We start from the raw sequence: 13441 nt of genomic DNA, 5'->3' as shown, positions 1-13441 counted from the left end.
AGCCCTGTGTCGCGTGGGGCGTACGCGCCGCGGCGGACGCGGGCGGTGGCCCCGTACGCGCCGGCCGGGTGGTGGGGAACCGGGCGGGGGCAGGGCGCGTTCTGGTACGTGGACGGGCGGACCGGCCCGCCCACCGAGGGGAAGAGACGGGGAACACGTGATCAGCGACAAGGCCCGCAAGCTGTTCGAGGCGCTCGACCTCGACCACAACGGGACCCTGACCCGGGAAGAGGTGATCGTCGCGCTGCGGACGAAGGGTCCGTCCCTGGCGGCGTCGGGTGATCTGCCGATCTGGGGCCTCGGTGACGCGGACGACTCGTCCGCGCTGTTCGACACCGCCGACCAGAACGGCGACACGGTCCTTAGCCTGGAGGAGTTCGCCGCGGTGGTGGACCGCCGCTTCGGCTGGCGGTGAGCGCACGCCCGCACCGGTCCCGCCCCGGCTTTTGCCTGTCGGGCAATTTTTTTGCCTCCGGGGCAGCGACCTGGCCCAATGGCGGTATGACCCGGGTGACCGGCCCGGGCCCGGCGGAAGGTGGCGGTCATGACGCGTGACCCGGCTCGTGCGGACACCGGCGTCGAGCGGGGGGACGGCCGGTTCCCCCGGGGGTTCGTCCTCCGGATCTTCGCCTATGTCGTGGCGGGACACGTCTTCGCCGCCTTCCTCTACTTCCTGTTCGAGATGGGCTCCCGGTAGGCGCCGCCGTGGACCGGGAACCCCGGCCTGAGGTGTGCGGGTCCGGTGAACCGCCTGTTGAGCGTGTTGCGAAGGATGCGAGGATGACGGGCATGGACATCTGCCGCAGGAACAACGTGACCGTCACCGGCCCGGCCTCCGCGCCCGTGGTGGTGCTGGCGCACGGGTTCGGCTGCGACCAGAACATGTGGCGGCTGGTCGTCCCCGCGCTGTCCGAGCGGTACCGGGTGGTGCTGTTCGACTACGTCGGCGCCGGCGGCTCGGACCTGTCGGCCTGGGACCCGGAGCGGTACGCCTCCCTGGACGGGTACGCCCGTGACGTGGTCGAGGTGTGCGAGGCCCTGGAGCTGGAGGAGGCCGTGTTCGTCGGGCACTCCGTCAGCGCCATGGTCGGCGTGCTCGCCGCGCAGGCCGCGCCCGAGCGCATCGGGGCGCTGGTGATGGTGGGCCCCTCCCCCTGCTACATCGACGACGAGGGCTACCGCGGCGGTTTCACCGCGGCGGACATCGACGAGCTGCTGGAGTCCCTGGAGTCGAACTACCTGGGGTGGTCCGCCGCCATGGCTCCGGTGATCATGGGCAACCCGGACCGGCCGGAACTCGGGCAGGAACTGACCAACAGCTTCTGCGCCACGGACCCCGACATCGCCCGGGTGTTCGCCCGCACCACCTTCCTGTCCGACAGCCGCGACGACCTGAAGGGCGTGACGGTGCCGACCCTGGTGCTGGAGTGCTCCCAGGACGCGATCGCGCCCCGCGAGGTCGGCGCGTACGTGCACGCCGCGATCCCCTCGTCCCGCCTGGTCACCCTCGACGCCACCGGACACTGCCCGCAGCTGAGCGCCCCGGAGGCCACCACGGAAGCGATCCTCGCCTTCCTGGAGTCGCGTCAGTGATGTGCCGCGCCGGTGGCGTGCCGGAGCCCGCCGACACCGGGGACGACGCGAGCACGGACGCGTCCTTCACCGCCCTGCTGGAGGACAGCGCCGACGACCTGTACGAGTCCGCTCCCTGCGGTTACCTCTCCACGCTGATGGACGGCACCGTCGCCAAGATCAACGCCACGCTGCTGCAGTGGCTCGGTCTGCGGCGCGAGGACGTCGTGGGGCGGATGCGTTTCGCCGATCTGCTCACCGTGGGTGGGAAGCTGTACCACGAGACGCACTTCGCGCCGCTGCTGCGCATGCAGGGCGAGCTGCGCGGCATAGCCCTGGAGATGAGGAAGCAGTCCGGCGGCCGGCTGCCGGTCCTGGTGTCCTCCCTGGTCAAGTACGGCACCGAGGGCGAACCACTGCTCATCCGCACCACCGTCTTCGACGCCTCCGACCGCCGGGCCTACGAGGAGGAGCTGCTGCGCCGCCGCCGGGACGCCGAGCAGGCCCGCGCCGACGCGGACCGGGCGCGCGCGGAGGCCGAGGAGGCGCGCCGGCAGGCCGAGGCCGACCGGGCACGGCTGGCCGACGCGCTGGCCGTGCTGCAGCAGTCGCTCGTACCGTCCTCACTGCCTCCGGTGCCGGGCCTGGAGACGGCCGTCCACTACCACACCGCCTCCGCCGACCGCCTCGGCGGCGACTTCTACGACCTGTTCCCGATCGACGGCAAGCGCTGGGCGTTCTTCCTCGGCGACGTGTGCGGCAAGGGCCCGGAAGCCGCCTCCCTCACCTCGCTGACCCGCTACACCCTGCGGGCCGCCGCCCTCCACGACCCGGAGCCCGCCACGGCGCTGGCGACGCTGAACACCGTGCTGCACGACCGGTACGCCGCCGGCGGCGATCCCCGCTACTGCACCGCGATCTTCGGCGTCGTCGAGCCCGGCACCGGGGACGAGCCCACGACCGTGCGCATCGCCTCCGGCGGACACCCGCCGGCGCTGGTGCTGCGGGCCGACGGCCGCGCCGACTACCTGCCCACGCCCGGCGGGCTGCTGATCGGCATCCTGCCGAACGCCCCGGTCGGCACCGCGCGGACCGTGCTCGCCCCGGGCGACACCCTGCTGCTGTACACCGACGGTCTCACCGAGGCCCGGACCGGCCCCGGCCGCACCGACCTGTACGGCGAGGAGGCGCTGCGCGCGTTCGCCGCCGGGCACGCCCCCGCCACACCGCAGGAGACGGTCACCGCGCTCACCGGCCTGATCCAGGGCTTCGGCGACGGTCTGGAGGACGACACCGCCCTGCTCGCCCTCGGAGTCCCCGCGTCCCGTCCCCCCGTCCACCCGAACCCGAAGCGCCCACGATGAGCCCGCTGAACATCACCCGCCGTGACGCCGCGACCGGACCGGTCCTGCACGTGGCCGGCGAACTCGACTACGAACAGGCCACCGCCCTGCGGCAGCAGGTCGGCCGGCTGGAGCTGAGCCCGGGCCAGTGCCTGGTGATCGACCTGTCCGGGCTCTCGTTCTGCGACTCCAGCGGCATCACCGCCCTCCTCGCCGCCCGCCACCACGCCCACGCCGCCGGTGCCGACATCGTCCTGAGCGCCGTCCCCTCCAACACCCTGCGCGTCCTCGGCATCGTCGGCCTGGACCAGGTCTTCACCATCCGCGACGCCGGCGCCGACGGCTGACCCCCGCGCGGGCCACCGAAAGAATCCGGGAAAACCTCGTACGGCGATGTCGAGAACCCGCGTCCGGCTCCGTCCCCGGGGTGAACGCGACCACAATGGGTCGCACGAGCACCGAGGAGAACCACGATGGCGAAGTACCTGCTGCTGAAGCACTACCGCGGCGCCCCGGCTCCGGTCAACGACGTGCCGATGGACCGGTGGACGCCGGAGGAGATCTCGGCACACATGCAGTACATGAACGACTTCGCGGCCCGGCTGGAGAAGACCGGCGAGTTCGTCGACGGTCAGGCGCTGGCCCCCGAGGGGGCGTGGGTCCGCTACGACGGCGAGGGGCGCCCGCCGGTCACCGACGGGCCGTTCGCGGAGACCAAGGACCTGATCGCCGGCTGGATGATCATCGACGTCGACGGCTACGACCGCGCCGTCGAGCTGGCCGGGGAGCTGTCGGCCGCGCCGGGGAAGGACGGCAAGCCGATCCACGAGTGGCTTGAGGTGCGTCCGTTCTACGGTGTGCGGCCCAACGTCACGGAGTGACGGCACCGATGGACGAGGCCCTGCTCAGGAGCCTCACCCCGCGCGCCATCACCGCCCTCGTCCGCCGCGGAGCCGACTTCCCGGCGGCCGAGGACGCCGTGCAGGACGCGCTGGTCGAGGCGGTCCGGGTCTGGCCGGCCGACCGGCCGCACGACCCCGCGGGCTGGCTGGTCACCGTGGCCTGGCGCAAGTTCCTGGACGCGGCGCGCGCCGACACCGCCCGCCGCCGGCGCGAGGTCCGCGTCGAGCGGGAACCGGCGCCCGGCCCGGCGCCCGCGGCGGACGACACGCTCCAGCTCTACTTCCTGTGCGCCCACCCGTCGCTGACCCCGGCGTCGGCGGTGGCGCTCACCCTGCGCGCCGTCGGCGGGCTCACCACCCGCCAGATCGCCGAGGCCTACCTGGTGCCCGAGGCCACCATGGCGCAGCGGATCAGCCGGGCCAAGCGCACGGTCTCCGGCGCCCCTCTCGACCGGCCCGGTGACGTCGCCACCGTGCTGCGCGTCCTGTACCTCGTCTTCAACGAGGGCTACTCGGGCGACGTCGACCTCGCCGCCGAGGCCATCCGGCTCACCCGGCGGCTCGCCGTCCAGGTCGACCACCCCGAGCCGGCGGGGCTGCTCGCCCTCATGCTGCTCCACCACGCCCGGCGGGCCGCCCGGACCGCGCCCGACGGCAGCCTGGTGCCGCTCGCCGAGCAGGACCGGGGGCGGTGGGACACCGCGTTGATCAGCGAGGGGGTCGGGATCCTCCAGGCGGCCCTGGCCCGCGACCGGCTGGGCGAGTTCCAGGCGCAGGCCGCCGTCGCGGCGCTGCACGCCGACGCGCCGACCGCCGAGGAGACCGACTGGGTGCAGATCGTCGAGTGGTACGACGAGCTGATGCGCCTGACCGACAGCCCGGTCGTCCGGCTCAACCGCGCGGTCGCGGTCGGGGAGGCCGACGGGCCGCGCGCGGGCCTGGCGGCGCTGGCCGGCGTGGAGGCCGCGCTGCCCCGCCGTACCGCCGTGGCGGCGTACCTCCACGAGCGGGACGGCAACCTGGCGACGGCGGCTCGGCTGTACGCCGAGGCGGCCCTCCGGGCGCCCAACCTCGCCGAGCGCGACCACCTGACGCGCCAGGCCGCCCGGCTCAACGCCCGGCGGTCGCCCTGACGGTGGGCGCGGACGTCCGCTCGAAGGGCGGGCGGGGCTCCCTGGCCTAGAGCCCAGAGAGGTCGTGCTTGTCTAGGATCCAGTGTCGACGGCTGATGTGTGGAGGGGATATGACGAAACTGATTCGACGTCAGTGCCTCGATGCCGATGTGGGCTATCACAGCTTCAGTTTCCAGGAGTCCGACGACGCTGCCCTGCCGGTGCCCTATCCGGATGCGTACGACTTCGGGACATTCCTCAGCGCCCATCCTGGGCGTATCGATTTCTTCAGCGCCGGCCACACTCACACGGCCGCGGTGACGGTGGAGGTGTGGGACGGGCCCGCACCAGAACTGACGGGCACCCACTGGGATGAGCAAGGAGAGGTCGAATTCGAATCGGTCAGTGGTCAAGTGGCCGTCTGGTCGATGAGTCTTGGCCGTACGGACGAGTTGATCGTCCTCAGCCCTGGCCTGTGGCGCGTGAGGGCGAGCTGCACCGGCCGCGCCGAGGCCGAGCGTCTGTCACTGGAAACGGGTACCGCGAAGGGAGCGGAGAAGTACCTGGTCCAGTTCTGGCCTAAGCGGTCTTGACGCGGACAGGGGCGGCCGATGGTGCGGCCGCCCCCCTCTGTCATGGGCTCACGACGTGATCTGCACGAGGAATCCGTCCTCAAGGCCGTCTATCAGCCTGTTCTTGGCGTAGAAGCCGAGCAGCAGGCTTCCTGCGGCCCCGTTGTCTTCCTTGGCCACCGGCTTGACCGAGAAGTTGAACTTCCTGGCGTCCCCGTCGTAGTCGGGCTGTGCGGCGCCTTCATAGGTCGTCGCGAAGGGGTACTCGTCGCACTCGCGAGTCGCCCCCTGGCTGTAGTTGTCGCCCCAGTAGCGCTTGCACTGCTTGACTGCGGCCTTGCGATTCTCCTCCTTCCGCTTGGGGTCGACGAGCCGGTGCAAGGGTTCGTTCGCCACCTGCCCAGCCACCTTCTTCGCTGCCATCTCGGGCTTGGTATCGCCCGGGTTGGTGAAAGCCGTCCTGAGGTGTTCGGCCACCGCCCGCTCGGGCGCGCCCGCCTTGGCGCTGTACGCCAGCGTGGGCAGGTAGCTGAACGTCGCGGCACCCTTCTTGGCAGGGTTCCCTCCGCCGGTGGAGTTGGCCAGGTATGGAGCTGCGTCCCAGCGCGGAGCCAGCATGAACAGCTTGCCACTGAGCGCTCCGCCCAGCCGCCACCCAGCCGGCGCAGTGATGGAGATCGACGGTTCGTAGGCGGTGAAGACCAGGTCGGTGCTACCGCTACTGCCCTGTCCGGGCTTGGCGTTGACGGTGTGCAGGTATGTTCGTGCCAACTTCAGCTCGTCGAAGCTCTTCGCGGCCTTGGGCAGGTTTCCACCAAGGTCGTACTTCACGCCCGCGGGCCAACTCTTCGGCATAGCCCCGGTTGTCGTGATCTTCATACCCGAAGTAGCGGTCTGGCCTGTACTCTGCATCTCGGTGAAGTAGTACTGGAACTTGATCTCCCTGCTGTGGGCGGCAATCGTTCCCACGGTGCGTACGTTGAACATACTTTCACCGACGGGACGGTTGTTCCGGAACCACGTCTGGAGAAATGTCGCCCCGGAACACACCGCGAACCTGGACTTGATGAAGAACTTCTTGTCCGCGCCCAGCCCGTTCCTGCATTCCTCGTAGGTCATCGTCCGGGCCGGCTCCGGATACACAGACCCCGCTGCCACATCGGCCGCCCCCTCGCCGTCCTCGGCCTTGGCGACCAAGCGGGACGTCTGCTCGGCCACCGGGGCGAATGACGCTGCTGGCCCCACCGTCTCCGCAGCAAGCTGTACAGCGGGTTCCCACGACTCGGCCAGTCGCTGCAAGCGGGCTATGCCGCCTTCAGCTTGTAACTCCTCCAACGTCGGTTTGTCCGCCCCGACCGGCAGGACGTAGGACTCCACTCGCACATCGTCATCACTCGCGCTCGCCTGGGCGAATGACAGTGACGGCAGTAACGCAGCCGTGGCGAGTACCGCCGACGCCTTGGTACGGACGTGACGGACCCCTAAATGCCGCATAGGTGTACCCCCGGGTCATCCGAGCCGGGACATCCCGGCTCGTGGTCACCTCCACAACTATCGAACTGGTGAACGCATCCTGTGCCGATTCGTCCGGACTGGCTGGAACAGCAGCACGCTTGGCCGAACAGCGGAGCCTTCCTTGCGTGGTGTGGAAGTGCCTAGGCATGGCGTATCCGAGCACTGCGCTGGGCTGTTGAGACCGAGCGGGCGGCTGAGGCCACCCATGCGCCGCTCATGGAGCAGTTCTTCCCTCTCCTGGACGAGTACCGAGCCGACCGAAGCCGGCCCACCTATGAGCGGCGGGTGCGGACGAGCAGGTAGAGGAAGTACGGCGTGCCGATGACCGCGGTCATCAGGCCGGCGCCGAGCTGGGCGGGGGCGATCACGGTGCGGCCCACGAGGTCCGCGGTGCACACCAGGACGGCACCGACGAGCACGGCGACCGGCACCACGCGCGCGTGCTGACGGCCCACCAGGGCGCGGGCGGCGTGCGGCGCGACGAGTCCGACGAAGCCGATCGTGCCCGCGGCGGCGACCGCGGTGCCGCTGAGCGTGACGCTCAGGGCGAGGAAGCCGAGGCGGCCCCGCCCCAGGTTGATGCCGAGGAGCCGGGGGGTGTCCTCGTCCAGCGACACCAGGTCGAGTTCGGTGCGCCGTACGAACGCCCAGACCGCGCCGGCGGTGAACACGGCCGCGAGGGGCGCCACGTCGGGCAGGGTCCGCCCGTAGGTGGAGCCCGACAGCCAGGTGAGGGCCTTGGTGGCGTTGAACGGGTCGGTGAGGATGATGAGCAGGCTGATCAGCGCGGCGGAGCCCATGGCGACGCCGAAGCCGACGAGGACGAGCCGGTTCTGCTGGAACCCGCCCCGGGCGGCCAGCCCGAAGACGACGAGGGAGCTGACGCCGGCGCCCGCGAAGGCGGCTCCCGCCACACCCCACGATCCGGCCGCGGGCACGGTCGTCACGAGGAGTACGGCGCCGAGCGCCGCGCCGTGGGAGACGCCCAGGACGGCCGGTTCGGCGAGGGGGTTGCGGGTCACGGCCTGGACGAGCGTCCCGGCCAGGCCGAGCGCCGCGCCCGCGAGCAGCGCGGCGAGCACCCGGGGCACCCGGGTGTCGAGGACGAACGTGGTGGTCCGGCCGGCCCGTCCCTGGGCCCAGTTCGCCACGTCGCCGAGCAGCAGTTTGGTGTCGCCGAGCAGGACGGCGGCGATGGTCACGCCGACGAGGGCGGCGACGAGGACGCCCGTGGTGGCGAGGAAGGCGGCCCGGCCGCGGATGCGGAGCCGGTCCGCCGGGTCGGCCCCGGCGGTGTCCTTGGTCCGGGTCGCCAGGACGATCAGGAACACGGCGCCGACGAGGCTGGTGACGACACCGGTCGGTACGGCGACGGCCACGTCGGCCGGCACCAGGATGCGCAGCAGCACGTCCGAGCCGAGTACCAGGATCACGCCGATGAGCCCGGCGACGGGCAGGCCCAGGCGGGTCCGGTTGAACGCCCGGAACCTGCGGGCCAGGAAGCGCAGGACCGCCGGCGCGCACAGGCCGACGAAGCCGACGGGGCCCGCGAGCGTGACGGCGGCGGTGGAGAGCAGGGCGGCGAGCACGACGGCGGTGACCCGGGTGGCGCGGACCGGGACGCCGAGGCCGCGCGCCGCGTCGTCGCCCAGGGCGAGGGCGTCGATCCGGCGGGCGAGGAGCAGCAGTCCGGCGAGGCCGGCCAGGCCGACCGGCGCCATCTGGAGCACGCCGTCGAACCCGTTCTGCGCGATGCTTCCCTGGTTCCACTCGTAGATGCCCTCGGTCGCCTGAGGGATCAGCAGGAACAGGCCCTCGGTGACGGCGGTGAGGCCGAGGGTGAGCGCGCTGCCCGCGAGGACGAGCCGGACGGTGCCGGTGCCCAGTCCGGAGAGGCCGAGGACGACGGCCGCCGCGGCGAGGCCGCCGGCGAACGCGACGCCGGAGGAGGCCAGCAGCGGGAGCGAGAGTCCGGTGGCGGCGACGAGGCCGAGGGCGAAGTAGGAGCCCGCGTTGACGGCGAGGGTGTCGGGTGAGGCGAGGATGTTGCGGCTGACCGCCTGGAGGGCGGTGCCGGCGACGCCGAGCAGGGCGCCGATGAGCAGCCCGGCGGCCACCCTCGGCAGCCGGGATGCGATGACGACGGACGCGTCGGAGGGGTCGGCCCCTCCGGTGAGCGCCTTCCACACCTCGGGGGCGCCGACGGCGGCGGTGCCCTGGGTGATGTCGACGGCCGCGAGGGCGGCGGCGAGGAGGACCAGTGCGGCCGTCACCGCGGCCGCGCCCGACGTGGACGGGGCCGCCGCGGGACGGGTGGCGGGGGTGGTTGCGGTGACGGCCATGGTGCTACTTCGTCAGGGCGGCGACGACGGTGTCGACGTAGCGGTTCATCGACTCGGGGCCGCCGAACATCCAGATGCCGTCGGGGAGGCGGTGGACGTTGCCCTTCTTGACGAACGGCAGGGACGTCCACACCTTGTCCTTGGCCAGGACGCCGGTGAACGGCGTGCTGTTCTTGTCGCCGTCGCTGCCGATGTAGGCGAACTGGACGTCGCCGAGCTTGGTGAGGCCCTCGACGTCGGTGGCGGCGAGGCCGTAGGCCGGGTCACCCTTGACGGTCCAGGCGTTCTTCAGGCCGAGCTTCTCGTTGACGGCGCCGATGAGGGAGCCGCTGGTGTAGGGCCGGATCGAGACCTGGTTGGAGACGACGTAGCCGTCGGCGAAGGCGTACTTCGTCCCGGCGAAACCGGCGGCGGCGAGGGCCTTGTTGCCCTCGGCGAGCTTCGCCCCGAAGTCCTTCTTGAGCTTCTCGGACTTCTCCGTGGTGCCGGTGGCCTTGGCGAGCAGGTCCAGGTTGCCGGTCATGCGGCCGATCGGGTCGGCGGCGTCGGCGGCCTGGACGTTCAGGACGGGGGCGACCTTGCGCAGCTGCTTCACGGCGGCGGGCGGGAGGTCGGTGGTGGCGACGATGAGGTCGGGCTTGAGCGAGGCGATGGTGTCCATGCTCGGCTCGCCGCGCATGCCGACGTCCTTGGGCTCGTTCTTCAGCGGGACGGCGGTGTTCCAGGTCTTGTAGCCCTTGACGTCGGCGACGCCGACCGGGTCGACACCCAGCGAGATCAGGCTCTCGACGACGTTCCACTCGGTGCCGACGACCTTCTTGGCGGGGCCGTCGAGCTGCACCTTCTGGCCCGAGGCGTCGGTGAGCGTGATGCTCCCGGTGGACTTCTTGGCGTCGTCGGCGGCGGGTTCGGTGGTGCCGCAGGCGGTGAGGGTGAGGGCGGTGGCGGCGAGGGCCGCGGCGGGCAGGAGGAGGCGTCTCATGAGGTGGTGCTGAGCCTTTCGCTTCGCGAGTGGTGGCGGCCGATGGCGCGGGTGCGCAGCCGGCCGGTGAGGGGGTCGGTGTCGACCTCGATGCGGATGCCGTAGGTGCTGGTGAGGCGTTCGGCCGTGAGGACGTCCTCGGGGAGGCCGTCGGCGGTGACGCGTCCCGCGCAGAGCAGGACGATCCGGTCGGCCACGGCCGCGGCCTGGTCGAGGTCGTGCAGGACGGCGCCGACGGCGATGCCGTGGTCGTCCGCGAGGTCGCGCATCAGGTCGAGGAGTTCGACCTGGTAGCGCAGGTCGAGGTAGGTGGTGGGTTCGTCGAGGAGCAGGACGCCGGTCTCCTGGGCGAGGCAGCCGGCGAGCCAGACGCGCTGGAGCTGGCCGCCGGAGAGGTGCTCGGCCCCGCGGTCGGCGAGTTCCGTGACGCCGGTCATCGCGAGCGCGCGGTCCACGGCGGCGGGTCCGTCCGGGTCGGTCCTGCCCCAGCGGCCCCGGTAGGGGTAGCGGCCGAACTCGACGACGTCCCGTACGGTCAGCCCGCTGGGGGTGGGCCGTCCCTGGGTCAGCAGGGCGACGTGCCGGGAGAACTCACGGGGGCTCAGGGCGAGGCCGTCGGTGGCGCCGTCCAGGACGAGCTGGGCGGTCCTGGGCCGCTGGAGCCGTGCGATGGTCCGCAGGAGCGTGGACTTGCCGCTGCCGTTGGGGCCCACGAGGACGGTCACGGCGCCGGGGCGCAGCGTCACCGCCGCGTCGTGGACGACGTCGACGCCGTCGTACGCCACGGTGACTCCGGTGGCCGACAGTTCGTGGCCGCGGGAGCGGGTGGCTTCGGAGAACTCTTCACCTGCATGCACGCGACGCAGGTTAGCCTAACCTTAGAAGATCTCGACAGGGGGTCCCCCTGTCGGGACGCAAGGCGAATTCCCGCCAAACTCTGCCTACCCGCGTCCGGCACCGGTTCCGGGGCTCGCCGGGGACACCGCGCGGAGCGGGCGTAGGCTTCGCTCAGCACGGATGCGGCGGGGGGCGGCACATGACGGCTGGTACGGCACCGAAGTGGGAATCGGTCCTCGACTCGGTGGTGGTGTACGCGCGGGGCGCGCTCTGCCGCCGCCTCGCCAAGGGCTGCGTGCCGCCGGACGGCCGGGTGCGCGTCGCGGGGCTGCCCCGCTCCCTGGACCCCGGTTCGCTGCGGGTCCGCGTCCTCGGCGCCGACGGGGTGCGCGTCACCGGGGCCCGGGTGGAGGTCGGGGCGGAGCCGCTCGACGCGGACACGTCCCATGCCCTGCGGGGCGAGGCCGAGCGGCTGCGCGACGCGTACGCGGCCGCCGAGGGGCGCCGCGACCGGCAGCTGGGGCTGATCGCGGAGGTCGGCGCCCTGCACCCGGTGCCGCCGGCCCGCAGGCGCGACGACCCGCACCGCCGCACCCCGGTCGACGCGTGGCTGGAGCTGGCCGATTTCGTCGACGACCGGCTGACGACGCTTCACGCCCGCCTCGCCGAACTGGAGGAGGAGCTCCGCGGCACCCGGCACGAGCTGGCCCTGGCCGAGGACCGGCTGGCCCGCGCCTCCACCGACGCCCCTGCGGCGCACGTGGAGACCACGGTCTGCGCGGTGCTCACCCTCGACGGGGCCGGTGACGCGGAGGTGGAGCTGGAGCTGGAGTACGGCGTGCCGGGCGCGGTGTGGGTACCGGCGTACCGCCTCACCCACCGGCAGGGCGACGGCAGTGGCCGTCTGGTGCTGCGCGCCTCGGTCGCCCAGCGCACCGGCGAGGACTGGACGGGGGTGCGCGTCGCCCTGGCCACCGCCGATCTGCGGCGCCGCACCGATCTGCCACGGCTGCGCTCGATGCGGATCGGACGCCGTCAGCCCGCCCCCGCGCCGTCCGGCTGGCGCGAACCCCCGGCCGGGCTGGCCGACCTGTTCTCCGGGTACGACACAGCCGGCCCGCGCCCCGCTCCGGCAACGGCCGGGCCGGTGGCGGTGGCCGCCGGTGGCGCCCCTCCCCCACCCCCGCCTCCGCCCCCGGCGCCGCAGGGTTATGGAGCACCGCCCCCGCCGCCCGCCATGGCGGCTGCCGCCCCGGCGCCCTACGGCGCGCCCTTCGCCGCCGCGCCCCCCGCCCAGGCGAGGCCGGGCGCCCGGGCGCGCACGGGTGGCAGGCCGCCCACCGCACCGGCCGGGCTCGCGCCCGCCGCACCCGGCGCCGCGCCGTCCCCGCCCCCCGTACCGGGGCCGCCGCCCGTGCCCGGCCCGCCGCGGCCCAGCGGCGCCGAACTCGACTACGCGGCCCTCGTCCTGAGCGGCGCCGACGAGCAGGCGGCCCGCAGGGGCCGGCTGTTCCCCGACGCCCCCTTCGACCCGGTGGCGACCGAACACCGCCGCCGCGCCGAAGCGGTGGCCGCGCTGCCGCTGCCCGGGCACGCCGTGCGGCCCCGCGAGTCGGCGGGCTCCTTCGACCACCGGTACGACGCCGCCGCGCGCGCCGACATCCCCTCGGACGGCACCTGGCACACCGTCACGGTCACCGAGATCCCGGTCGGCCTGCACACCGAGTACCTGTGCGTGCCGTCCGTGGAGCAGACCGTGTACGCGACGCTGGTGCTGTCCAACGCCACGGACCAGGCCCTGCTGGCCGGTCCGGTGGAGGTGACCGTCGACGACGACCACCTGCTGACCGCCGCGCTGCCCACCCTGCCGCCCGGCGCGGTCCGCCGGGTGGGTCTCGGGCCCGCCGAGGGCATCCGGGTCACCCGGCGCACGAACCTCCACGAGTCGGCCGCCGGGCTGCGGGGCGGCACCACCGTGCTGGACCACCGCGTCCACGTGGAACTGGCCAACCGGCTCGCGACGCCCGTCACCGTCGAGGTGCGCGAGCGCGTACCCGTCACCTCCGAGCCGGACGTCCGGATCGAGGAACGGGCCGACTGGACGACGCCCGAGGCGGGCGCCGGGCCCGAGCACCACGCCCCGGGCACCCGCCTGTGGCGGGTCGGCCTGCCCGCCGGGGGCACCGCCTCACTCGACGGCGGCTACGAGATCCGCATCCCGGCCGGCAAGACCCTGGCCGGCGGCAACCGCAGGAGCTGACGTC

At 72.8% G+C, this 13441-nt stretch carries 13 protein-coding genes; 9 read left to right on the top strand and 4 right to left on the bottom strand.

Annotated features, from left to right (window positions below; all coding sequences use genetic code 11):
• The first annotated feature begins 160 nt into the window (after positions 1-160).
• From EIZ62_RS29695 to EIZ62_RS29665, 8 genes are all read left to right on the top strand, one after another.
• A complete protein-coding gene (locus EIZ62_RS29695) occupies positions 161-415 on the top strand; it encodes an EF-hand domain-containing protein (RefSeq protein WP_156696662.1) in 255 nt (84 codons plus the stop codon).
• Positions 416-544: 129 nt separating this feature from the next.
• Positions 545-697, top strand: coding sequence for a DUF6126 family protein (locus EIZ62_RS32055; RefSeq protein WP_167536439.1), 153 nt, complete (start codon positions 545-547; stop codon positions 695-697).
• Positions 698-789: 92 nt separating this feature from the next.
• Complete coding sequence (locus EIZ62_RS29690; RefSeq protein WP_156696661.1) at positions 790-1593, top strand: alpha/beta fold hydrolase; 804 nt, start codon at positions 790-792, stop codon at positions 1591-1593.
• Positions 1593-2936 (top strand): PP2C family protein-serine/threonine phosphatase, encoded by a 1344-nt coding sequence (locus EIZ62_RS29685; protein ID WP_156695744.1) that lies wholly within the window; start codon positions 1593-1595, stop codon positions 2934-2936. The genes EIZ62_RS29690 and EIZ62_RS29685 overlap by 1 nt, the downstream gene beginning before the upstream one ends.
• The gene (locus EIZ62_RS29680; RefSeq protein ID WP_156695743.1) at positions 2933-3262 is read left to right on the top strand and encodes an STAS domain-containing protein; all 330 of its coding nucleotides are present in this window, start codon (positions 2933-2935) and stop codon (positions 3260-3262) included. Before EIZ62_RS29685 ends, EIZ62_RS29680 begins: the two co-directional genes overlap by 4 nt.
• Before the next feature lie 126 nt (positions 3263-3388).
• The gene (locus EIZ62_RS29675; protein ID WP_156695742.1) at positions 3389-3796 is read left to right on the top strand and encodes a YciI family protein; all 408 of its coding nucleotides are present in this window, start codon (positions 3389-3391) and stop codon (positions 3794-3796) included.
• Between the two features lie 8 nt (positions 3797-3804).
• The gene (locus EIZ62_RS29670; RefSeq protein ID WP_156696660.1) at positions 3805-4950 is read left to right on the top strand and encodes an RNA polymerase sigma factor; all 1146 of its coding nucleotides are present in this window, start codon (positions 3805-3807) and stop codon (positions 4948-4950) included.
• Between the two features lie 110 nt (positions 4951-5060).
• Complete coding sequence (locus EIZ62_RS29665; RefSeq protein ID WP_156695741.1) at positions 5061-5522, top strand: hypothetical protein; 462 nt, start codon at positions 5061-5063, stop codon at positions 5520-5522.
• Positions 5523-5570: 48 nt separating this feature from the next.
• Here the strand turns inward: EIZ62_RS29665 and EIZ62_RS32625 are convergent, their stop codons facing one another.
• The 4 genes from EIZ62_RS32625 to EIZ62_RS29645 form a co-directional block, all read right to left on the bottom strand.
• Positions 5571-6878, bottom strand: a complete 1308-nt coding sequence (locus tag EIZ62_RS32625) for a NucA/NucB deoxyribonuclease domain-containing protein (protein WP_244376019.1) — start codon at positions 6876-6878, stop codon at positions 5571-5573.
• Positions 6879-7288: 410 nt separating this feature from the next.
• Positions 7289-9358: an iron ABC transporter permease gene (locus tag EIZ62_RS29655; RefSeq protein WP_156695740.1), complete on the bottom strand. Its 2070-nt coding sequence runs from the start codon at positions 9356-9358 to the stop codon at positions 7289-7291.
• A gap of 4 nt (positions 9359-9362) precedes the next feature.
• Positions 9363-10340: an iron-siderophore ABC transporter substrate-binding protein gene (locus EIZ62_RS29650; protein ID WP_156695739.1), complete on the bottom strand. Its 978-nt coding sequence runs from the start codon at positions 10338-10340 to the stop codon at positions 9363-9365.
• Positions 10337-11197 (bottom strand): ABC transporter ATP-binding protein, encoded by an 861-nt coding sequence (locus tag EIZ62_RS29645; protein ID WP_156695738.1) that lies wholly within the window; start codon positions 11195-11197, stop codon positions 10337-10339. Before EIZ62_RS29645 ends, EIZ62_RS29650 begins: the two co-directional genes overlap by 4 nt.
• 179 nt (positions 11198-11376) lie before the next feature.
• Here EIZ62_RS29645 and EIZ62_RS29640 point away from each other — a divergent pair, with 179 nt between their 5' ends.
• Positions 11377-13437, top strand: coding sequence for a DUF4139 domain-containing protein (locus tag EIZ62_RS29640; protein WP_156695737.1), 2061 nt, complete (start codon positions 11377-11379; stop codon positions 13435-13437).
• Positions 13438-13441: the final 4 nt, after the last annotated feature.

Origin of the sequence: Streptomyces ficellus (assembly GCF_009739905.1) — a bacterium.
GTDB lineage: Bacteria > Actinomycetota > Actinomycetes > Streptomycetales > Streptomycetaceae > Streptomyces > Streptomyces ficellus_A.
This window is presented reverse-complemented; position numbering and strand designations above follow the sequence as displayed.

Excerpts from the sequence above, each read along its gene's own strand:
- EIZ62_RS32055 (WP_167536439.1), top strand. The coding sequence starts at position 545 with ATGACGCGTGACCCGGCTCGTGCGGACACCGGCGTCGAGCGGGGGGAC.
- EIZ62_RS29690 (WP_156696661.1), top strand. The coding sequence starts at position 790 with ATGGACATCTGCCGCAGGAACAACGTGACCGTCACCGGCCCGGCCTCC.
- EIZ62_RS29685 (WP_156695744.1), top strand. The coding sequence starts at position 1,593 with ATGTGCCGCGCCGGTGGCGTGCCGGAGCCCGCCGACACCGGGGACGAC.
- EIZ62_RS29680 (WP_156695743.1), top strand. The coding sequence starts at position 2,933 with ATGAGCCCGCTGAACATCACCCGCCGTGACGCCGCGACCGGACCGGTC.
- EIZ62_RS29675 (WP_156695742.1), top strand. The coding sequence starts at position 3,389 with ATGGCGAAGTACCTGCTGCTGAAGCACTACCGCGGCGCCCCGGCTCCG.
- EIZ62_RS29670 (WP_156696660.1), top strand. The coding sequence starts at position 3,805 with ATGGACGAGGCCCTGCTCAGGAGCCTCACCCCGCGCGCCATCACCGCC.
- EIZ62_RS29665 (WP_156695741.1), top strand. The coding sequence starts at position 5,061 with ATGACGAAACTGATTCGACGTCAGTGCCTCGATGCCGATGTGGGCTAT.
- EIZ62_RS29655 (WP_156695740.1), bottom strand. The coding sequence starts at position 9,358 with ATGGCCGTCACCGCAACCACCCCCGCCACCCGTCCCGCGGCGGCCCCG.
- EIZ62_RS29650 (WP_156695739.1), bottom strand. The coding sequence starts at position 10,340 with ATGAGACGCCTCCTCCTGCCCGCCGCGGCCCTCGCCGCCACCGCCCTC.
- EIZ62_RS29640 (WP_156695737.1), top strand. The coding sequence starts at position 11,377 with ATGACGGCTGGTACGGCACCGAAGTGGGAATCGGTCCTCGACTCGGTG.